Annotated in this window: 18 protein-coding genes and 1 tRNA gene; 13 read left to right on the top strand and 6 right to left on the bottom strand. The window is 63.7% G+C overall.

All coding sequences use genetic code 11. The features are described 5' to 3' along the window. Positions 1–449: 449 nt before the first annotated feature. Complete coding sequence (locus NKI39_RS14690) at positions 450–1,640, top strand: helix-turn-helix domain-containing protein (protein ID WP_352832522.1); 1,191 nt, start codon at positions 450–452, stop codon at positions 1,638–1,640. Positions 1,641–1,684: 44 nt separating this feature from the next. Here the strand turns inward: NKI39_RS14690 and NKI39_RS14685 are convergent. Continuing rightward, a tRNA-Ser gene (locus NKI39_RS14685) sits at positions 1,685–1,774 on the bottom strand. Between the two features lie 430 nt (positions 1,775–2,204). Between NKI39_RS14685 and NKI39_RS14680 the strand changes: the two genes are divergently transcribed. The 3 genes from NKI39_RS14680 (at position 2,205) to NKI39_RS14670 (ending at position 4,462) form a co-directional block, all read left to right on the top strand. Continuing rightward, positions 2,205–2,528: a hypothetical protein gene (locus tag NKI39_RS14680; RefSeq protein ID WP_352469464.1), complete on the top strand. Its 324-nt coding sequence runs from the start codon at positions 2,205–2,207 to the stop codon at positions 2,526–2,528. Between the two features lie 66 nt (positions 2,529–2,594). Then, entirely contained in the window at positions 2,595–3,257 is a 663-nt protein-coding gene (gene msrA, locus NKI39_RS14675) for a peptide-methionine (S)-S-oxide reductase MsrA (RefSeq protein ID WP_352469465.1), read from the top strand. 215 nt (positions 3,258–3,472) lie between these two features. Then, entirely contained in the window at positions 3,473–4,462 is a 990-nt protein-coding gene (locus tag NKI39_RS14670; RefSeq protein WP_352469466.1) for a BMP family lipoprotein, read from the top strand. Positions 4,463–4,546: 84 nt separating this feature from the next. On the opposite strand, the gene NKI39_RS14665 is transcribed toward NKI39_RS14670, so the two are convergent. After that, a complete protein-coding gene (locus NKI39_RS14665) occupies positions 4,547–4,756 on the bottom strand; it encodes a SlyX family protein (RefSeq protein WP_352469468.1) in 210 nt (69 codons plus the stop codon). Positions 4,757–4,937: 181 nt separating this feature from the next. Here NKI39_RS14665 and NKI39_RS14660 point away from each other — a divergent pair, with 181 nt between their 5' ends. From NKI39_RS14660 to deoA, 6 genes are read left to right on the top strand one after another with little or no spacing between them, the layout of a single operon-like run. Further along, the gene (locus NKI39_RS14660) at positions 4,938–6,470 is read left to right on the top strand and encodes an ABC transporter ATP-binding protein (RefSeq protein ID WP_352469469.1); all 1,533 of its coding nucleotides are present in this window, start codon (positions 4,938–4,940) and stop codon (positions 6,468–6,470) included. Next, positions 6,467–7,606 carry an ABC transporter permease gene (locus NKI39_RS14655; protein WP_352469470.1) on the top strand — a complete coding sequence of 380 codons (1,140 nt, stop codon included), beginning with the start codon at positions 6,467–6,469 and terminating at the stop codon, positions 7,604–7,606. The genes NKI39_RS14660 and NKI39_RS14655 overlap by 4 nt, the downstream gene beginning before the upstream one ends. A 1-nt stretch (position 7,607) precedes the next feature. Continuing rightward, entirely contained in the window at positions 7,608–8,579 is a 972-nt protein-coding gene (locus NKI39_RS14650) for an ABC transporter permease (RefSeq protein ID WP_352469471.1), read from the top strand. Positions 8,580–8,585: 6 nt separating this feature from the next. Further along, positions 8,586–8,978, top strand: a complete 393-nt coding sequence (cdd, locus tag NKI39_RS14645; protein WP_352488680.1) for a cytidine deaminase — start codon at positions 8,586–8,588, stop codon at positions 8,976–8,978. After that, the gene (locus tag NKI39_RS14640) at positions 8,975–9,793 is read left to right on the top strand and encodes a purine-nucleoside phosphorylase (protein WP_352448279.1); all 819 of its coding nucleotides are present in this window, start codon (positions 8,975–8,977) and stop codon (positions 9,791–9,793) included. Before cdd ends, NKI39_RS14640 begins: the two co-directional genes overlap by 4 nt. After that, a complete protein-coding gene (gene deoA, locus NKI39_RS14635) occupies positions 9,793–11,112 on the top strand; it encodes a thymidine phosphorylase (RefSeq protein WP_352818252.1) in 1,320 nt (439 codons plus the stop codon). The genes NKI39_RS14640 and deoA overlap by 1 nt, the downstream gene beginning before the upstream one ends. Here the strand turns inward: deoA and NKI39_RS14630 are convergent, their stop codons facing one another. From NKI39_RS14630 to NKI39_RS14620, 3 genes are all read right to left on the bottom strand, one after another. Next, positions 11,113–11,673 (bottom strand): TIGR02281 family clan AA aspartic protease, encoded by a 561-nt coding sequence (locus NKI39_RS14630; RefSeq protein WP_352818250.1) that lies wholly within the window; start codon positions 11,671–11,673, stop codon positions 11,113–11,115. Between the two features lie 100 nt (positions 11,674–11,773). After that, the gene (gene upp, locus NKI39_RS14625) at positions 11,774–12,403 is read right to left on the bottom strand and encodes a uracil phosphoribosyltransferase (protein WP_023675320.1); all 630 of its coding nucleotides are present in this window, start codon (positions 12,401–12,403) and stop codon (positions 11,774–11,776) included. A 128-nt stretch (positions 12,404–12,531) separates the two neighbouring features. Then, complete coding sequence (locus NKI39_RS14620) at positions 12,532–13,506, bottom strand: adenosine deaminase (protein WP_352612969.1); 975 nt, start codon at positions 13,504–13,506, stop codon at positions 12,532–12,534. 167 nt (positions 13,507–13,673) lie between these two features. Here NKI39_RS14620 and ubiE point away from each other — a divergent pair, with 167 nt between their 5' ends. The 3 genes from ubiE to coaBC all read left to right on the top strand — a co-directional run bounded on the left by ubiE (position 13,674) and on the right by coaBC (position 17,612). Continuing rightward, positions 13,674–14,450 (top strand): bifunctional demethylmenaquinone methyltransferase/2-methoxy-6-polyprenyl-1,4-benzoquinol methylase UbiE, encoded by a 777-nt coding sequence (gene ubiE, locus NKI39_RS14615; RefSeq protein WP_352818247.1) that lies wholly within the window; start codon positions 13,674–13,676, stop codon positions 14,448–14,450. A 64-nt stretch (positions 14,451–14,514) separates the two neighbouring features. Next, positions 14,515–16,089: a 2-polyprenylphenol 6-hydroxylase gene (ubiB, locus tag NKI39_RS14610; RefSeq protein WP_352832516.1), complete on the top strand. Its 1,575-nt coding sequence runs from the start codon at positions 14,515–14,517 to the stop codon at positions 16,087–16,089. Positions 16,090–16,154: 65 nt separating this feature from the next. Next, positions 16,155–17,612, top strand: coding sequence for a bifunctional phosphopantothenoylcysteine decarboxylase/phosphopantothenate--cysteine ligase CoaBC (gene coaBC, locus NKI39_RS14605; protein ID WP_352832513.1), 1,458 nt, complete (start codon positions 16,155–16,157; stop codon positions 17,610–17,612). On the opposite strand, the gene NKI39_RS14600 is transcribed toward coaBC, so the two are convergent. Further along, a complete protein-coding gene (locus NKI39_RS14600) occupies positions 17,609–19,066 on the bottom strand; it encodes an MFS transporter (RefSeq protein WP_352832510.1) in 1,458 nt (485 codons plus the stop codon). The two genes, coaBC and NKI39_RS14600, sit on opposite strands and share 4 nt — an antisense overlap. Between the last annotated feature and the right edge of the window lie 389 nt (positions 19,067–19,455).

Here is a 19,455-nt window from a genome sequence, read left to right as displayed (position 1 = left end):
GCAAGAGGACCGAAAGCTGACTCCTCACAACCGCCTGCTTCGCTTATCGATCGAAGACTGCCTGCGGCACTTTGTCGGGCCGGTTCGACAGCCAGACGAAATACAACGAGCCCAACTTCATCATCGGCACCCGCCGGTCGGGCTTCCGGCCGCCTAGCAGCGTAATAGGTACCGTCATCGGTCTAAATTCAGTTGTGCAGCGCAGCATGATGTGCAATGCGGCAATAGAACGTGCGGTGCACATCAACCCGCGACAGGAAAAGGACTGCTTACCCTCTCCGAGAGACGGCCGACAGCTCATTCCAGGGACATGGTGCCCTACTGCACCGTTCTCGGTATAAACCGTAATCCATGTGTCGAGAATGGTCCTGGATGTGCGGCCTGAGACATAGGTGACGTTTTGTACCGGACACATGGGTAACACTTTTGGCTTTTGGCCGGAGGTGTTGATGCCGTGGAGAGAGTGTTCGGTGATGGAGGAACGTCTACGTTTCGTTGCCCGCCTTCTCGCGGGAGAAGGCATGAGCGATGTGTGCCGGGATTTCGGGATTTCGCGCAAGACTGGCTACAAGATCTTCAACCGCTATAGGGAGGAAGGGCTGGAGGCGCTTTGCGACCGCTCGCGGCGGCCGGTGAGGTACGCCAACCAGTTGCCCGAGCAGATCGAGCGGCTGATCGTCGAGACCAAGCGCGAGAAGCCGCATTGGGGCGCTCGCAAGATCAGGGAGTTGCTGGTCAGGAAGCTCGCCGGTGATGTGCGTATCCCGGCCAAAAGCACCGTGCATGCCGTGCTCGACCGTCACGGCCTTGTGAGCCAGGCCCGCAAGAGGAACCGGGCGAGCAAGGCCGTGGGCACGCCATTGTCGCAAGCCGCCGCCCCTAACGATCTGTGGTGCACCGACTTCAAGGGGGAGTTCAGGCTCGGCAACGGTAGCTACTGTTACCCCCTGACGGTCACCGACCAGATCTCGCGCTATGTGCTCGCCTGCGAAGCGCTTGAATCGACAAAGGAGACGCCGGTCATCGAGGCCTTCGTGCGGCTGTTCAGGGAGCGCGGCCTGCCCGCCGCCATCCGCTCCGACAACGGGCTCCCTTTCGCTTCGCCTAACGGCCTCTACAATCTCTCGCGCCTGTCGGTGTTCTGGCTCAGGCTCGGCATCGTCATCGAGCGCATCCAGCCGGGCAACCCGCAACAGAACGGCCGCCACGAGCGCATGCATCTGACCTTAAAGAAAGAGACGACCAGGCCGCCCGGCATGAACATTCTCCAGCAGCAGGCGAGGTTCGACGCTTTCATCAGCGAATTCAATGAGGAAAGGCCACACGAGGCGCTCGCCATGCGCACCCCGGCCGAGCTCTACACGCCGTCCTCAAGAGCCTATGACGGCCTGCCGGAACTGGAATACCCCTTCCACGACCGCGACATCCTGGTTACCGCTTGCGGCCGCATCTGCATGCACAGGAAGAAGATCAGCGTCTCGACCGTGCTCGCCGGTCAGAGGCTGGGAATCAAGGAGATCGACGACGGCATTTGGCTCGTCAGCTTCATGCATTACGATCTCGGGTATATCGACTTGGAACAGAGGACCTTGCAGACCATCGACAACCCGTTCGGCACGAGGTTGTCACCCATGTCTTAAGTACAATCTGTTACCCATGTCTCCGGGTTGGACAGAGATTTAACTGGCGGAGAGAGCGGGATTCGAACCCGCGTTACGGTTTCCCGTAAACACACTTTCCAGGCGTGCGCCTTCAACCACTCGGCCACCTCTCCGTCTTTTTAGCATTTTCGACGCGGCCGGTTTCGCCGCGCGGGTTGGGGAGATGCATCTCCTTTGGGATTCCGGTGCCGGAATTCCGGCCGTGGGCGCCGTCAACCAGCGGATACCCTTTCCCCGCACCTGAGCCGTCAAAGCAACAGGCGCGGGGCTCATCTAGTCGATCCGGTGCCGAATGCCAAGACATAACGGCAGTCTATTCGCTTTGCCGGATACGGATGCTCAGCCCATGCCGCTGGGGCACCCGTTGGGAGCCTATCGAAAGGAGCGGCGGAGGTGTGCTTGCCGTCCCCGGCGCGCCACCGGTCCCGGCGAACCGGCGGCCGCAGGTTCAACTTCGCGTGTCGCGATTGCGGATAAAGCACGCAGATCCTATTTAACAGTCCACACGACATTCTGATAAACTCCTGGGGAGGAAGGGTCCGGATGTTCCGCTTTATCTTCCGTCTTGCCGCAATGATCGCGCTTTCGGTTTCGGTCATCATGGCCGTGCTCGATGCGACCCGCTCGGTGGCGGCTTCGGCGCTGGTGATGACTCCGCTCAACACCAGCTGGCTCGCGGTTTCGCCGGATACGCGCAGCGCCTTCGAAAGCTTCGTCCGCGACAAGGTCAACCCGCTGCTGTGGGACGGTGCCATCGCCTGGGTGCTCAGCCAGCCCGGCTTTGCCGTGTTCGCGGTGCTGGCGTTCATTCTTTATGCAATCGGTTACAGGCGGCAGCGCCCCAGCGGGCGGTTCGCCGCAACCTGACATTTCCAGCCTGACCCGGTGATCCCGTACCCGGAAGGCTCAACCAAGAAGAAAAGGAAGCCACACATGTTTCTCAGCGACATGCTGAACAAGAAGCTCAACCTGCCGAAACCCTCCGAGGCGTTGCCCGGCCGCGACCGGCCGATCCCGACGGCATCGAAGCACTTTGTCTCGAACAGGCCGCTCAAGGGTCCTTATCCCGAAGGGATGGAAACGGCGATGTTCGGGCTGGGCTGCTTCTGGGGCGCCGAGCGCCTGTTCTGGCAAGTCGAGGGCGTATGGGTCACGGCGGCCGGCTATGCCGGCGGCGTCACGCCCAACCCGACCTATCAGGAAACCTGCACGGGCCTGACAGGCCATGCCGAAGTCGTGCTTGTCGTCTACGATCCCAAGATCGTGTCCTATGCCGAGCTCTTGAAGCTGTTCTGGGAAAGCCACGACCCGACGCAAGGCATGCGCCAGGGCAATGATGTCGGCACCACCTACCGTTCGGCGATCTATACGTTCAACGACGCGCAGTACCAGGCGGCGCTCGCCTCGCGCGATGCCTACGAGGCTTCGCTGCGCGGTGCCGGACGCGGCAAGATCACCACCGAGATCGCGCCGGCGCCGGAATTCTACTTCGCCGAGGAAGACCACCAGCAATATCTGGCGAAGAACCCTTACGGCTATTGCGGCCTGCAGGGAACCGGCGTCACCTGCGCCATTCCGGCCGCCGTCTCCGCCTGATTTTATGCCCCTGACGCAAGGAATATGCTGTGGCGCCGCGATGCGGCGCCATGCTTTTCCAAAGGGTCAAAATTCCACGTGAATTTTGTTTCGGGCCGTGCCAGATTGACCCGAAGCGGGAGGAAGACACTCCTGCCCGACACCGTATGCCTGCCGGAGAACCGGGCCGGCATGCGGTGCATAATGGACAAATAACCGACAGGGGTGTGGATCACATGAAACGTATCGTTCTCGGCCTCATGGCCGCAGCTGCAATGGTTCTTCCGGCCTTCGCCGCGGACATTCAACCCGCGATCCTCTATGATCTCGGCGGCAAGTTTGACAAGTCGTTCAACGAGGCATCCTTCCACGGCGCTGAAAAGTTCAAGACCGAGACCGGCATCCCCTATGTGGAATTCGAGGTCAGCAACGCCACCCAGCGCGAGCAGGCGCTGCGCCGTTTCGCCGAGGACGGCCGCAACCCGATCGTCATGGCGGGCTTCTCGTGGGCTGACGCGCTTGACAAGATCGCAACCGAGTTCCCCGACACCAAATTCGCCATCATCGACATGGTCGTCGACAAGCCCAATGTCCGCTCCCTGGTCTATAAGGAGCAGGAAGGCTCGTACCTCGTCGGCGTGATGGCGGCGATGGCTTCCAAGACCAAGAAGGTCGGCTTCGTCGGCGGCATGGATATTCCGCTGATCCGCAGGTTCGGCTGCGGCTATGTCGGCGGCGCCAAGGCGGCCGGGGCCACCGACGTCATCCAGAACATGACCGGCGATACGCCGGCAGCCTGGAACGATCCGGCCAAGGGCGGCGAGATCGCCAAGACGCAAATCGACCAGGGCGCCGACGTAATCTACGCAGCGGCGGGCGGCACCGGTGTCGGTGTGCTGCAGGCAGCGGCCGACGCCGGCAAGCTCGGCATCGGCGTTGATTCCAACCAGAACGGCCTGCAGCCCGGCAAGGTGCTGACCTCGATGGTCAAGCGCGTCGACGTTGCCGTCTACAACACCTTCATGGATGCCAAGAACGACAAGTTCACGGCGGGCGTCAACGATCTCGGCCTCAAGGAAGGCGGGGTCGACTACGCCATGGACGACAACAACAAGGCGCTTGTCGACGATGCGATGAAGGCGGCGGTCGAAAAAGCCAAGGCCGACATCATAGCCGGCACCATCAAGGTGCACGACTACATGTCGGACAATGCCTGCCCGTATTGATCGATTGCTGTTATTGATCGACTGGCACTGCTGAAGTGACGAGCCGCCGGGTGAAAGCCCGGCGGTTTTGTCTTGTCGGCCCGCTCACCAGTGCGGCGGCTTGGTCACCGGCACGTCGGGCGCGGCCTGTTCCTCCAGCGCCAGGAAGCGCTCGGCCAGCGCGTCCAGCTTGCGCTGCATGCGCTCGATCACCTTCCACTGCTCGGCGATCTGGCCGGACAGTTCCTCGATGATCTTCTCCTGCTCGGCGGCGCGGATTTCCAGCGTCGTCAGCCGGTCCTCGGGCATGGTCATTTGAAATCCTCGATCAGGCGATTGTGCAGGGTGCGGCCACGTTGGAAATTGACAAGCATGGCGGGATTTGTCGAGAGTGAACCCTGCTCCGGCCAATTGGTAGGGACCCAATTGGCACAGACTGGGCGTCATGCTAGGCGTTTGACCAAGCGGTAAAAAAATAACAGTGGGAACAGGCTGCATGGCGCAAGCCGCAATCGAGCTGATCGGCATCGACAAGAGCTTTGGCGCCGTGCGCGCCAACCGCGACATCAATCTGGAGATTATGCGCGGCACTATCCATGGCATCGTCGGCGAAAACGGCGCCGGCAAGTCGACGCTGATGTCGATCCTCTATGGTTTCTACCAGGCCGATTCCGGCGAGATCCGTGTCGGCGGCCAGCCGGCATCGATCAAGACGCCAAACGATGCGATCGCGCTCGGCATCGGCATGGTGCATCAGCATTTCATGCTGGTCGACAATTTCTCGGTGCTGGAAAACGTCATTCTCGGCGCCGAAAGCGATGCGCTGCTGAAGAAGAGCATTGCCAAGGCGCGTTCCGAGCTGGAGCGGCTCGAGCGCGAATACGGGCTCGAAGTCGATCCCGACGCCATCATCGAGGAGTTGCCGGTCGGCCTGCAGCAACGCGTCGAAATCCTCAAGGCGCTCTATCGCGGCGCCGAGATCCTGATCCTCGACGAGCCGACAGGCGTGCTGACGCCGGCCGAGGCCGACCATCTGTTCCGCATCCTCAGGCAGCTGAAGGAGCAGGGCAAGACGATCGTGCTGATCACCCACAAGCTGCGCGAGATCATGGCGATCACCGACACGGTCTCGGTGATGCGCCAGGGCACCATGGTGGCGACACGCGAAACCAGGAAGACCACGGTCGAGGAGCTGGCCGAGCTGATGGTCGGCCGGCGCGTGCTGCTGCGCGTCGAAAAGGGCGAGGCGAAGGCCGGCGGCGTCAAGCTCGCGGTCAAGAACCTGACGGTCAAGGATTCCCGCGGCGTCACCATGGTCGACGACGTCTCCTTCGACGTCCATGCCGGCGAGATCGTCGGCATTGCCGGCGTCGCCGGCAACGGGCAGTCCGAATTGCTCGAGGCGATTTCCGGCATCAGGCATGCCGTTTCGGGCTCGGTCATGCTCGACGGCAAGCCGATCGACCTCACCGGCGCCGCCGACCCTGGCGAGCTGCGCGAGCGCGGCCTCGCCCATGTGCCGGAGGACCGCCATCATGTCGGGCTCGTGCTGGCCTTCGAGGAAAACGAGAATTCGATCCTCGGCTACCAGGACGACGCGCGCTATCTGAAGGGGCCGTTTCTCGACATCGACGCCATCCGTAACGATGCCAGGGACAAGATCGTCAAATATGACATCCGCCCGGCGGACTGCCGCCTCAAGACCGCCAATTTCTCCGGCGGCAACCAGCAGAAGATCGTGCTGGCGCGGGAAATGGAACAAGATCCCGGCGTGTTGATCGTCGGCCAGCCGACACGCGGCGTCGATGTCGGCGCCATCGAATTCATCCACAAGCGCCTCATCGCCATGCGCGACCAAGGCAAGGCGGTGCTGGTGGTTTCGGTCGAGCTCGACGAGATCCGCTCGCTGTCCGACCGCATCCTGGTGATGTTTGCCGGCCGCATCGTCGGCGAACGCGGCCCCGACGCGACCGAGGGCGAGCTCGGCCTGCTGATGGCCGGCGTCGAGCAGCGCGAGGCGGCGGAATGAGCACTCCCTATGCCAAGCTGCCGGCCTGGGCCGACTACGTGCTGATCCCGCTGATCAACCTGTTCGTCGCCTTCGTCGTTGCCGGCTTCGTCGTCATATTGGTTGGCGAGAACCCACTGCGCGCAGCCGTCGTCCTGGTCGAGGGTGCCTTCGGCCGCGGCCAAGGCATCGCGTTCACGCTTTTCTATGCCACCACCTTCATCTTCAGCGGGCTTTCGGTGGCGGTTGCGGCGCATTGCGGCCTGTTCAACATCGGTGGCGAGGGCCAGGGCTATATCGCCGGTCTCGGCATCGGCATTGTTTGTCTGGCCTTCGACAGCTTCCTGCCTTGGTGGCTGACCTTCCCGATCGCCATTATCGCCGCCGCGGCGATGGGCGCGCTGTGGGCGCTGATCCCGGCCTATCTGCAGGCCAAGCGCGGCTCGCATATCGTCATCACCACCATCATGTTCAACTTCATCGCTGCCAGCGTCATGGTCTATGCGCTGGTGGGGATGCTGAAGCCGCCCGGCTCGATGGCGCCGCAGACGCGCACCTTCCTCGAAGGCGCGCAATTGCCGAAGCTCAACTGGGTCATCGAATTGTTCGGCGCCAAAATCCGTTCGGCGCCATTCAACGTCAGTTCCCTGCTGGCGCTAGCCATGGCCTTTCTGGTGTGGGTGCTGATCTGGCGCACGAAGCTCGGCTACGAGATGCGCACCTATGGCCACAGCCCGAAAGCGGCGCGTTATGCCGGCATTTCGGAGATCCGCATCATCATCATTGCGATGATGATCTCGGGCGCGCTGGCCGGCATGATGGCGCTCAACCCGACGATGGGCGACCAGCACAATGTCGCGCTCGAATTCGTTTCGGGCGCCGGTTTCGTCGGCATCGCGGTGGCACTGATGGGACGCCTGCACCCGGTCGGCATCGTGCTGGCGGCGATCCTGTTCGGCATGCTCTACCAGGGCGGCGCCGAGCTCGCCTTCGAGATGCCGGTGATCAGCCGCGACATGATCGTCATCATCCAGGGCCTCGTGATCCTGTTCGCCGGCGCGCTCGAGCATATGTTCCGGCCCTACGTCCAGGCGTTGTTCGCCTCGCTCAGCCCGAAATCGGTCGGCATGGAAGCGGTCAAGGGGAAGGGCGCCTGAGATGGATTTCTTCAACGCTATCGTGCAGGTCCTGGACTCGACCATCCGCCTGTCTGTGCCCTTGCTGCTCGCCTGTCTCGCCGGCCTCTATTCGGAGCGGGCCGGCGTCTTCGACATCGGGCTCGAGGGCAAGATGCTTGTCGGCGCCTTCGCCGGTGCGGCCGCCGCCTCGGTCTTCCACTCGGCCTATCTCGGCCTCGGCATGGCCATCCTCATCTCGGTTGCCTTCGCGCTGATCCACGGCTTTGCCTCGATCACCCATCGCGGCAACCAGATCGTTTCCGGCGTCGCGATCAATTTCATTGCCGCCGGATCGACGATCATGCTCGGCCAGGCCTGGTTCCAGCAAGGCGGGCGCACGCCGGCGCTGGCCGCCGGCGAGCGCTTCGAGGCAATCATCTGGCCGGGCGCAGAGGCGCTCAGGAGCGTTCCGATTCTCGGGCCGATCTATTCGGAACTCATCTCCGGCCATTCCGTGCTGGTCTATCTCGCCTTCCTGGCCGTGCCGTTCACCTGGTGGGTGCTGTTTCGCACCCGCTTCGGCTTGCGCCTGCGCGCCGTCGGCGAGAACCCGGCCGCGGTCGACACCGCCGGCATATCAGTCGCCTGGCTGCGCTATCGGGCGCTGATCTGCACCGGCGTGCTCACCGGCATTGCCGGAGCCTATCTGTCGATGGTGCAGAATGGCGGCTTCGTGAAGGACATGACCGCCGGCAAGGGCTATATCGCGCTGGCCGCGCTGATCTTCGCTAAATGGAAACCGGTCAACGCCATGTTCGCCTGCCTGCTGTTCGGCTTCCTCGACGCCGCGTCGATCCGCCTGCAAGGCACGCCGCTGCCGCTGATCGGCAAGGTGCCGGTGCAATTCATGCAGGCGCTGCCCTATGTGCTGACCGTCATCCTGCTTGCCGGCTTCATCGGCAAGGCAATCCCGCCGCGCGCCGGCGGCGTGCCTTATGTCAAGGAACGCTGATCTATTATGGCTCATGATCTGTTCGAAGCGGCGAAAGCCGCCATGGCCAAGGCCTATGCGCCCTATTCGAAATTTCCGGTCGGCGCGGCGTTGCGCACCGAGGACGGCCGTGTCTTCACCGGCGCCAATGTCGAGATCGCGTCCTATCCGGAGGGCTGGTGCGCCGAAACCACCGCACTTGCCAACTACATCATGGGCGGCGGCGGCAAAATCACGGAAATCGCCGTGATCGCCGAACGCGTGGCAAAATGCTCGCCCTGCGGCGGCTGCCGGCAGCGGCTGGCGGAATTCTGCCGGCCGGAGACGAAGTTCTATCTCTGCGATGATAGCGGCGTGGTCGAAACCGTGACCATGGGCGAGTTGCTGCCATACGGGTTTGAAGGCGATGTGCTGAAATGAAGGAAGCGCTCGATCACCTCGTCGAAAGGCTGGACGGGCTGGCGCCGACTACCGCCTTGGTGCTGGGGTCAGGGCTTGGCGGGCTTGTCGACCAAGTCGAGGATGCGGTGCGCATCTCCTACGCCGACTTGCCGGGGTTTCCCCGAAGCGGAGTCAGCGGCCATGCCGGCGAGGTGGTGGCGGGGCTCTTTGCCGGCACGCCGGTGCTGATGCTGTCCGGCCGGGCGCATTATTACGAGCACGGCAACGCGGCGGCGATGCGGCCGGCACTCGAGGTGCTCGCCGGCCTCGGCATCTCCAGGCTGATCCTCACCAACGCCGCCGGTTCGGTCGATCCCGGGATGGGCCCGGGCTCGGTGATGCTGATCACCGACCACATCAATTTCTCGGGCTCCAACCCGCTGATCGGCGAACCGAGCGACCGCCGTTTCGTCGGCCTGACCGAAGCCTATGACGCCGGTCTCCGCTCCGCCATCGAGCAGGCGGCGAAGGCCACCGGTACCACGCTGCACAAGGGCGTCTATATGTGGTTCTCCGGCCCATGCTTCGAGACGCCCGCCGAGATCCGCATGGCGCGCGTCATGGGCGCCAACGCGGTCGGCATGTCGACGGTGCCGGAGGTCATTCTCGCCCGCTTCCTTGGGCTGCGCGTCGCCGCCTGTTCGGTCGTGACCAACCTTGCTGCCGGCATGACCGGGGCCGAGCTGTCGCACCAGGAGACCAAGGACATGGCGCCGGTTGGCGGTGCGCGGCTGGCGACCATTCTGCAGCGTGTTTTTCAGGACGGGCTTCCGGAGCACAGGGTCGACGCCTGATGCTTCCCCAGGAAATCATCCGCCGCAAGCGCGACGGCCAGAAGCTCTCGGCTGAGGAGACAGCGTTCTTCATCGAGGGTCTGACCGCCGGCACAGTCACCGACGCGCAGGTCGGCGCCTTTGCCATGGCGGTGTTCTTCAACGGCATGAGCCGCGACGAGGCGGTGGCGCTGACTATGGCGATGCGCGATTCCGGCGATGTGCTCGACTGGTCGGATCTGCCCGGCCCGGTCACCGACAAGCATTCGACCGGCGGCGTCGGCGACAATGTCTCCTTGATGCTGGCGCCGATCGTCGCTGCCTGCGGCGCCTATGTGCCGATGATTTCCGGCAGGGGTCTGGGCCATACCGGCGGCACGCTGGACAAGATGGATGCCATCCCCGGCTATATCAGCCAGCCGGATGTTGCGCGCTTCCGCAAGACGGTGCTCGAAACCGGCTGCGCCATCATCGGCCAGACCGCCGATCTCGCACCCGCCGACGCCAGGCTCTACGCCATCCGCGATGTGACGGGAACGGTCGAATCGGTGCCGCTGATCACTGCTTCGATCCTGTCGAAGAAGCTGGCCGCCGGCCTCAATTCGCTGGTGCTTGACGTCAAGGTCGGCAACGGGGCCTTCATGGAGAAATCGCGCGACGCAACCGCACTGGCCAACAGCCTGGTCGACGTCGCCAATGGCGCCGGCCTTAAGGCCTCGGCGCTGGTCACCGGCATGAACGAGCCCCTGGCGTCCGCCGCCGGCAATGCGGTCGAGGTGCGCAACGCCGTCGATTTTCTCACCGGCCGCTTTCGCGACCGGCGGCTGGAGGACGTGACGCTGGCGCTGGCCGCCGAGATGCTGCAATCGGCAGGCCTGGTGTCGTCCAACCAGGGCGGCCTGCGCCGCGCCGCCGAAACGCTGGCCGGCGGCCGCGCCGCTTCCATCTTCGCGCGCATGGTGGCGGCACTGGGTGGTCCCGTCGACTTTGTCGACAATCCGGAAAAATATCTGCCGAAAGCGGCAACGGAATTCGCGGTCAAGGCGAGCGCGAACGGCTTTGTCACCGGCATCGCGACCCGCGAGATCGGGCTTGCCGTGGTCGGGCTTGGCGGCGGGCGGACGCGGCCCGACGACAGGATCGATCACGCCGTCGGCATCACCAGGCTGTTGCCGGTCGGCGCTGAAGTGCGGGCCGGCGAAGCGCTGGCGCTGGTCCATGCCCGCAATACCGGGGATGCCGAAGCGGCCGCGGCCGCGGTGCTTTCGGCCTATACCATCGGCACTTCCAAACCGGCCACGGAGAAAACCGTCATCCGGCGGATCCTGCCGCGCGGGTAATCACTGAACCAGCAGCAGCTTGCCGTCTTCGACCTGGTATTTGTCGAGCCGCTGCAGAAAGCTCATGCCGATCAGGTTGGTGTGCAGCGCCCTGTCGTCGAGCACGACGGCCTCGACGCCCTCGACGGTGATCTTGCCGATCTGCAGGCGGTCAATCGTCACCACGGCGGCCTTGATCGCACCATTGGCGGTGTTGACCTGATGGCTGAAGTCCGTCGAATTGAGCGAGATGCCGATCCTGCGCGCGGTCGAGGTGTTGATGGCGACGAGCGTCGCACCGGTATCGATCATGCCGTCGACCTGGCGACCGTTCAACTTGAAGACCGACATGAAATGCCCGCGCGCGTCCGCGGTGACGACGACCTTGCGGCCGAGCGGCTGCGGCGTTGCCGGCCTGTCCGGGACGGCGGCGAGATTCAGGTTGGTTTGAGTGTCGGCCGGCCTGGCTCCGATGGCGGATTTCAACAGCCGCTCGATTACCTGTGAATTGGACTGATACACGATCGGCAGCGATGCCGACGTTCCGGCAAACACGCCAAGGATGAGGAGCTTGCGCAGCATGGACCGGCCTTTGTGGTTGCCGATCCTTAGTCCGACATGGTGATTGCCGCTTTAACGAGTGCGGAAACCAGCCGTTTGCGTAAACAATCGGTAAACGGATCTATTTGGTGCCGTACATGCGGTCGCCGGCATCGCCGAGACCCGGCATGATGTAGCCCTTTTCGTTGAGTTGGCGGTCGATGGAAGCGGTGAAGACCGGAACATCGGGATGCGCCTGGGTAAAACGCTCGAGGCCCTCTGGTGCCGCCAGCAGGCAGAGGAAGCGGATGTTGGTGGCACCGCGGCCTTTCAGCTTGTCGATCGCCGCGATCGCCGAATTGGCGGTCGCCAGCATCGGGTCGACGACGATCACCAGTCGGTCGGCGAGGTCGCCCGGCGCCTTGAAGAAATACTCGACCGCTTCCAGCGTCTCATGGTCGCGATAGAGGCCGATATGGGCGACACGCGCCGCCGGCACCAGATCGAGCAGGCCTTCGAGCAAGCCGTTGCCGGCGCGCAGCACCGAGGCGAAGACCAGTTTCTTGCCCTCCAGCGTCGGCGCCTCCATCGTTTCGATCGGCGTCTCGATGGTCGTCGTCGTCAGTTCCAGGTTGCGGGTGACCTCGTAGCCGAGCAGCAGCGAGATCTCGCGCAGCAGCCGCCGGAAGCCGGCCGTCGAGGTTTCCTTCTTGCGCATGATGGTCAGCTTGTGCTGGACAAGCGGATGGTCGACGACGGTGACGCCCTTCATGGTGTTCTCCAACTGCGCAAGTGAATGGTGAATGGTGAATAGTGAATAGTGAACTGGTTTGCGAGTCCTTGGTTGCGCGGAAAAACTCGCGGCTGACGGACCGAAGCGCCGGGTGAACCATTCACCATTCACCTGCCCTTGGCGCCGAGCCTGCCCAGCAGCACCGCCCTGGTCTTCCTGTCGACGAAGGCTGCCTCGATGGCCGTCCTGGTGACGGCGGTGAGCGCCTTGTCGTCCATCGCAAAATGCTCGGCAGCGATGTCGTATTCGCGTTTCAGCGAGGTCCAGAAGTAGGGCGGGTCATCGGAGTTGAGCGTCACCTTGCAGCCCGCTGCCCGCAAGGCGGGGAAGGGATGGTCGGCGAAGCTGTCGAAGATTTTCAGGGCGATGTTGGAGCCAGGGCAGCATTCGAGCACGACGCCTTCGTCGGCGATGCGCCGCACAAGCTCGGGGTTCTCGATGGCGCGCACGCCATGGCCGATGCGAGACGGGCGGATGTGGTCGAGTGCCGCCTCGACGCTCTCCCAGCCCATCAATTCGCCGGCATGGACGGTGATGCCGAGGCCGGCCTCGCGGGCGATCTCGAAGGCCCTAACATAATCTTCCAGGTCGCCTATCCGCTCGTCGCCGGCGACGCCGAAACCGGTGACCAGCGGATGCCCGCAGCGCGCGGCGAAACGCGCCGCCCGCTCGATCGATTCGACACCGAAATTGCGCACGCCGGTGACGATCATGCGGCCTTCGATGCCGGTCTTCGCCTTGGCGCGGGCCATGCCTTCGCCGAGCGCGTCGGTATAGGCCTTCGGCGACAGCCCGGCCTTGCTGGCATGGTCGGGCGAGGTGAAAACCTCGGAATAGATGGCGCCGTCGCGGGCGAGGCTGGTCAGGTAATGATCGGCCAGCCGCGCATAGTCTTCTTCGGTGCGGAACAGGTCCGACGAGAAGTCGTAGGCGGCGAGGAAAGAGGTGAAGTCGCGCCAGACGAAGGAGCCGTCCTGGATGTAGGGCGAGGCATCCTTGCCGTATTTCTCAGCTTGGCGGAGGACGAGTTCAGGCGCCGCTGCCCCTTCGATGTGGCAGTGCAGTTCTGCTTTCAAAGGCATTCAATTATCCCGTCAGGCTTTTTCTTATGACGCAAGTTCCTGTCGGAAAACCGTGTGACACTTTTCCGGAACCTGCTTCGAAGCGCGGCCGAACACCGCGCCTTAAACAATAGCGCCCGCACCATCGATCGGCTATGGTCCCGCCGATTTTATGGCGGATCAAAACGATGTCGGTTGAAAGAACCACTGCTGCGGGCGGCATGGAAACCTCTTATGGTTTCAAGCGGGTAGGGCCAGGCGACAAGCAGTCCCTGGTCAATGATGTTTTCCACAAGGTGGCGAACCGCTACGACCTGATGAACGATCTGATGTCGGCCGGCTTGCATCGATTGTGGAAGGACGCCATGGTCGCCTGGCTCAATCCACCGAAGCGGCCGGGCTGGAGCGTTCTCGACGTTGCCGGCGGCACCGGCGATGTCGCCTTCCGCATCGTCGAGGCGAGCGGCAGGCACGCTCATGCAACGGTTCTCGATATCAACGGCTCGATGCTCGCCGTCGGCCGCGACCGGGCCGAGAAAAAAGGCCTGTCGGCAAATACCGATTTCGTCGAAGCCAATGCCGAGGAACTGCCTTTTGCCGACGCTACTTTCGACGCCTACACCATCGCTTTCGGCATCCGCAACGTGCCGCGCATCGATGTGGCGCTTGCCGAAGCCTATCGCGTGCTGAAGCCTGGCGGGCGCTTTCTCTGCCTTGAATTCTCCGAGGTCGAGATGCCGCTGCTCGACAAGGTCTATAAAGCATGGTCGTTCAACGCCATTCCGCGGATCGGCAAGGTGGTGACCGGCGATGACGAGCCCTATTCCTATCTGGTCGAATCGATCCGCAAGTTTCCCAATCAGCAGAATTTCGCGGCGATGATTTCGCGCGCGGGCTTCGAGCGCGCCTCGTTCCGCAATTATTCCGGCGGCATTGCCGCGCTTCATTCGGGCTGGAAGCTTTGAGGCTGGCCCGCATTTTCCGACCTGCCTTGCGCCAGTTCAGGAAACCGGCAGGGCAAAGCCAGCCATGAGCAGCATCGGCGCTGGTTTCAGGCTCGTGCGGGCCGGCTGGGTGCTTGTGCGCGAGGGCGTCATCGCGGCTTTGCCCGGTGACGAGCTCTTCGGCTTGCCGAAATTCGGCTGGCGCATGGCCCGGCTATTCACCCGCCGTCGGGCGCTTGCCTATGAGCGCGGCGACAGGTTGGCCAAGGCGGTCGTGCGGCTCGGCCCATCCTACGTCAAGCTCGGCCAGTTCCTGGCGACACGGCCGGATGTCGTCGGCAACGATATCGCGCTTGATCTTGCCATGCTGCAGGACAAGATGCAGACCTTTCCCAAGGCCGAGGCCATAGCGGCGATAGAAGCATCGCTCGGACGCAAGGTCGGTGAGCTCTATGCCAGTTTTGGCGAGGCCGTCGCCGCCGCCTCGATCGCCCAGGTCCATACCGCTGAAACCCTGCAGGACGGCGTCGTTAGGCGAGTGGCGGTGAAGGTCATCCGGCCGGGCGTGCGCCGCCGCTTCTTTCGCGATCTCGAAAGCTATTTCCTCGCCGCCCGGCTGCAGGAAAAGTACATCCCGTCGTCGCGCCGGCTGCGGCCGGTCGAGGTGACGGAGACGCTGGCCCAGACTACCAAGATCGAAATGGATTTGAGGCTGGAGGCAGCGGCTTTTTCGGAGCTCGGCGAGAATACCAAGGACGATCCCGGCTTCCGTGTGCCGTCGGTCGACTGGGAGCGCACCGGTCGTGACGTGCTGACCATGGAATGGGTCGACGGCATCAAGATGAACGATATTGCCGGCCTGACCGCCGCCGGCCACGACCTGAAGGCGATTGCCGCCAACCTCGTTCAGTCGTTTCTGCGCCATACGCTGCGTGACGGTTTCTTCCACGCCGACATGCACCCGGGCAACCTGTTTATAGAAGCCGATGGCACCATCGTCGCCGTCGATCTCGGCATTGCCGGCCGGCTCGGCAAAAAGGAGCGCCGCTTCCTCGCCGAAATCCTCTACGGGTTCATCACGCGCGATTACCAGCGCGTCGCCGAGGTGCATTTCGAGGCCGGCTACGTGCCGCGCCAGCACAATGTCGCCGCCTTCGCCCAGGCGATCCGGGCGATCGGCGAACCGATCCACGGCCAGCCTGCCGAGACCATCTCGATGGCCAAGCTGCTGACGCTGCTGTTCGAAGTGACCGACCTCTTCGACATGGCGACGCGGTCCGAGCTGGTGCTGCTGCAGAAGACCATGGTCGTCGTCGAAGGCGTCGCCCGCACCCTCGACCCGGCCTTCAACATGTGGAAGACGTCGGAGCCGGTGGTGAGCGGCTGGATTGCCCGCAACCTCGGCCCGCGCGCCCTGCTGGCCGATGCGCGCGACGGTGCCAACGCGCTGCTGGCGCTGGCCCGCCAGGCACCGGACCTCGCCGCCCGCACCGAGCGGCTGTCGCGTGAGATCGACCTGATGGCCGAACACGGCCTGCGCTTCGACGAAAGGACCGCACGCGCGATCGGCAAGGCCGAGGCGCGCTACACCCGCTCCGGCCGGCTGGCGCTGTGGGTGATCGCATTGACGCTCGTGTATATCGCCGGGCGTATTTTCTAGCGCTTGTTGCAAAGTGATTGCATTGCTATCATTGCACTCAGCAATTCCGGGCAAGGTGCAATCAGATGGCCAGCATCACGATCCGCAACCTTGATGACGAGGTCAAGGACCTGCTGCGCCGACTGGCGGCGGAGAATGGCCGGTCGATGGAAGACCAGGCGCGGGTGATGATCCGCGCAGCGGTCGAAGGTCAGTTCGGTTCGGCCGGTCGCATCGACCAGATCGAGAAAACACTGCGCGAACTGACGAGTTCGCAGAGTCCAGCAGCGCCGGTGGTCGCCGTCTCCAGCCCGCGAGGCATCCTCTCCGGCAAGCGCATCCTGCTGATCATCGGCGGCGGCATCGCCGCCTACAAGGCGCTCGACCTGATCCGCCGGCTGCGCGAGCGCGGCGCGGCAGTGCGGGTGGTGATGACCGCGGCGGCGCAGGAGTTCGTCACTACGCTGTCGGCCGGGGCGCTGTCGGCCGACCATGTTTTCACCGAATTGTTCGACCGGCAGGACGAGCACGACATCGGCCATATCAGGCTGTCGCGCGAGGCCGACCTTTTGGTCGTGGCGCCGGCCACCGCCGACCTGATGGCAAAGCTCGCCAATGGCCATGCCAACGACCTTGCCTCGACCGTGCTCATCGCCACCGACAAGCGAGTTTTGATGGCGCCGGCGATGAACCCGAAAATGTGGGCGCATCCGGCGGCCCGCCGCAACCGCGCGACGCTGAGCAAGGACGGCGTCGCATTCGTCGGCCCGGCGAAGGGCGAGATGGCCGAGAGCAACGAGGTGGGCGAGGGCCGCATGGCCGAGCCGCTGGAGATCGTCGCCGCGATCGAGGCGCTGCTCGACAGCCGGCCAAAGCCGCTGGCGGGCAGGAAGATCATTGTCACCTCCGGGCCGACGCATGAACCGATCGACCCGGTCCGCTACATCGCCAACCGGTCGTCGGGCAAGCAGGGCCACGCCATTGCGGCGGCGCTGGCCAGGCTCGGTGCCGACGTGCGTCTCGTCTCCGGCCCGGTCGGCATTGCCGATCCGGCCGGCGTCGCCACGCTGCACGTCGAAACGGCCGTCGAGATGAAGGACGCCGTCGAGCAGCTGCTGCCGGCCGACGCGGCAGTGTTCGTCGCGGCTGTCGCCGACTGGCGCACTCAAAGTTCGGCCGGGGAAAAGATCAAGAAGGTGGCGGGCGAGGGGCCACCGGCGCTGCAGATGGTGGAAAATCCCGATATTCTCGCCGGTGTCGGGCATCACAAAAAGCGGCCGATGCTGGTGGTCGGTTTCGCCGCGGAGACGCAGGACCTGGTCAGGAATGCCGAGGCCAAGCTTGCAAAAAAGGGTGCCGATCTTATCGTTGCCAATGATGTCTCCCATGAAGATGGTTCCCCGGGCGTGATGGGCGGCGACCGCAACAAGGTGCGGATCGTCTCGAAGGCCGGCGTCGAGGAATGGCCGGAGATGAGCAAGGACGAGGTGGCGACGCGGCTCGCGGCGCTGATCGCCGACCGGATGAAGACGGTCGTTGTCTAGTCAATCTCCCCCACGGAGATTGACAGCTTCGCCGGCTCCGTGTCGGTCGCCCCCGAAATCCGCAAGGCGGCAAGGCATCCCAGGATTCCGAGCGGGATAAACGCCAGGAACAGCCAGGCGGCGACACTTGCCGCGGCCTCACGGTTCAGGCCTTCGGAAAAGCCGCTGGCGTTGGCGACGATGCCGGTCAGTGCCGCACCCACGGCATAACCGATGCGCTGCATGGTCGGCACAGCGGCCGAGGCGATCGTCTGCTCGCCTTCCTTGGCCGATGCCACGATGACACGCGTGACGAACGGCCAGGCGATGCCGAAACCGCCGCCTTGCAGCAAGGCACAAAGCAGGATCAACGGGATAGAGCCGGCCGGCACCGTATAGGCGAAACCGGCGACGCCCGTGGCGATCATCAGCGCCCCGCCGACGATGATCAGCCGCTCGCGTTCCGGCGGCGCATTGGCGACGAGGATCGACAGGATCGACCAGGCGATCGATTCGGCGGCGATGATGTAGCCGGTGGTCAGGATCGGAATGCCGTGCAGGCTGGTCAGAAGCAGCGGACCGTAGACGGTAAAGGAGCAGGTCGCCACCGAGAACGCGGCGACCATGGTCATGCCCGCGCCAACCGGCGAGCGCCATGAGAACAGCCGTGACGGGAACAGGCGCGAGCGCGGCTTCAGTGCGTCGATATAGATAAACAGCGCCAGGCCGACCAGGCCGAGGGTGAGCAGCAGCGACGAGCGCAGCAGGGCAATGTCGACGCCGGCGGTGGCAATCAGCACGACGCTGACGGCGAGGCAGCCAAGTGCCGCAAAGGGAAAGGGCGGCGCCGAGCCGCCCGTCGCCTGCGGCCTTGTTGCTTCCGGTGTGTCGAGCACGATGAAGCTTGCCAGCGCCATCGCCGTGCCGCCGAGGGTAAAGACACCGAAGGCCCAGCGCCAGGACGAGAATTCGGTCATGACCGCGCCGAGCACGGGGCCGCTGAAGGCGGCGACGCCCCAGATCGCCGACATGACGCCGAAAAGCTGCGGCCAGATCGCGCGGGCAAACAGCCGCTCGACCGAGACGAAGGCCAGCGACACCAGCGCGCCGCCACCGAGCCCCTCGATCAGGCGGCCGCAGAGGAACAGCGGCATCGAAGGCGCGGTGGCGCAGACCAGCGCGCCGGCGGCATAGAGCATTGCGGCGACCATCATGTTGGTACGCAGCGCGACATAGCTCACCAGCCGTCCGGCGGCCGCACCGGCAACGATGGCGCCGAGCTCGTAGATCGCCAGCGACCAGCCGACCAGTTGCACGCCGGCGAGTTCGCCGACCATGGCCGGCATGACCGTTGCCACCATGGTTTCGTTGGTGGCGTGCAGCAGGATGCCGAGGCTGATGAAGCAGAAGCGCGCCAGGTCGCCGCTCGCCCACAGCGCGCGCCAGTCGACCCTGTTTGTGCTTGTCTTGGTCATCCGGTCCCCCAGGCTTTCTCAGACGCTGGTCTGAAGTATTGGAGCGTTCTTCACGTCCAAATGAGTACATGCCGCAGTATGGGAGGACTTCTAGAACCTCAACCGTAGTTGAGATCAAGCGGTCTTGATCGCCGTTGACGTGGCGGATTTCAAAATTGTGCGATGGGGGACGATCACGAGGCGTTGAGATTCTGGTCAGACCGAAGACAAGCAATATTGGATCGCCGCAATCTTCGGTGACGGTAACGGCATGAACACAATTGCCATGCCGTGATCTTCGAGCGCCGCAACTTTGAACATCAGGGCGGCCCGTCCTCTGCGGAGTGGGCCTGCCGGAATCTATGAGCCTTCGGCAGCTATTCGCAGGCCGACACCTACGCTCCTCGCCG

This window comes from Mesorhizobium sp. M0664 (assembly GCF_040320565.1).
Classification (GTDB): domain Bacteria; phylum Pseudomonadota; class Alphaproteobacteria; order Rhizobiales; family Rhizobiaceae; genus Mesorhizobium.
The sequence above is the reverse complement of the archived record's forward strand: the minus strand, read 5'-3'. Positions and strand labels throughout refer to the sequence as shown.

Bases quoted from the DNA above. Each gene is read 5' to 3' on its own strand.
- NKI39_RS14665 (WP_352469468.1), bottom strand. From the start codon at position 4,756: ATGACCATGCCCGAGGACCGGCTGACGACGCTGGAAATCCGCGCCGCC.
- coaBC (WP_352832513.1), top strand. From the start codon at position 16,155: ATGGCCAGCATCACGATCCGCAACCTTGATGACGAGGTCAAGGACCTG.
- NKI39_RS14690 (WP_352832522.1), top strand. From the start codon at position 450: ATGCCGTGGAGAGAGTGTTCGGTGATGGAGGAACGTCTACGTTTCGTT.
- ubiB (WP_352832516.1), top strand. From the start codon at position 14,515: ATGAGCAGCATCGGCGCTGGTTTCAGGCTCGTGCGGGCCGGCTGGGTG.
- deoA (WP_352818252.1), top strand. From the start codon at position 9,793: ATGCTTCCCCAGGAAATCATCCGCCGCAAGCGCGACGGCCAGAAGCTC.
- ubiE (WP_352818247.1), top strand. From the start codon at position 13,674: ATGTCGGTTGAAAGAACCACTGCTGCGGGCGGCATGGAAACCTCTTAT.
- NKI39_RS14600 (WP_352832510.1), bottom strand. From the start codon at position 19,066: ATGACCAAGACAAGCACAAACAGGGTCGACTGGCGCGCGCTGTGGGCG.
- cdd (WP_352488680.1), top strand. From the start codon at position 8,586: ATGGCTCATGATCTGTTCGAAGCGGCGAAAGCCGCCATGGCCAAGGCC.
- NKI39_RS14620 (WP_352612969.1), bottom strand. From the start codon at position 13,506: ATGCCTTTGAAAGCAGAACTGCACTGCCACATCGAAGGGGCAGCGGCG.
- NKI39_RS14670 (WP_352469466.1), top strand. From the start codon at position 3,473: ATGAAACGTATCGTTCTCGGCCTCATGGCCGCAGCTGCAATGGTTCTT.
- upp (WP_023675320.1), bottom strand. From the start codon at position 12,403: ATGAAGGGCGTCACCGTCGTCGACCATCCGCTTGTCCAGCACAAGCTG.
- NKI39_RS14680 (WP_352469464.1), top strand. From the start codon at position 2,205: ATGTTCCGCTTTATCTTCCGTCTTGCCGCAATGATCGCGCTTTCGGTT.
- NKI39_RS14630 (WP_352818250.1), bottom strand. From the start codon at position 11,673: ATGCTGCGCAAGCTCCTCATCCTTGGCGTGTTTGCCGGAACGTCGGCA.
- NKI39_RS14650 (WP_352469471.1), top strand. From the start codon at position 7,608: ATGGATTTCTTCAACGCTATCGTGCAGGTCCTGGACTCGACCATCCGC.
- msrA (WP_352469465.1), top strand. From the start codon at position 2,595: ATGTTTCTCAGCGACATGCTGAACAAGAAGCTCAACCTGCCGAAACCC.
- NKI39_RS14640 (WP_352448279.1), top strand. From the start codon at position 8,975: ATGAAGGAAGCGCTCGATCACCTCGTCGAAAGGCTGGACGGGCTGGCG.
- NKI39_RS14660 (WP_352469469.1), top strand. From the start codon at position 4,938: ATGGCGCAAGCCGCAATCGAGCTGATCGGCATCGACAAGAGCTTTGGC.
- NKI39_RS14655 (WP_352469470.1), top strand. From the start codon at position 6,467: ATGAGCACTCCCTATGCCAAGCTGCCGGCCTGGGCCGACTACGTGCTG.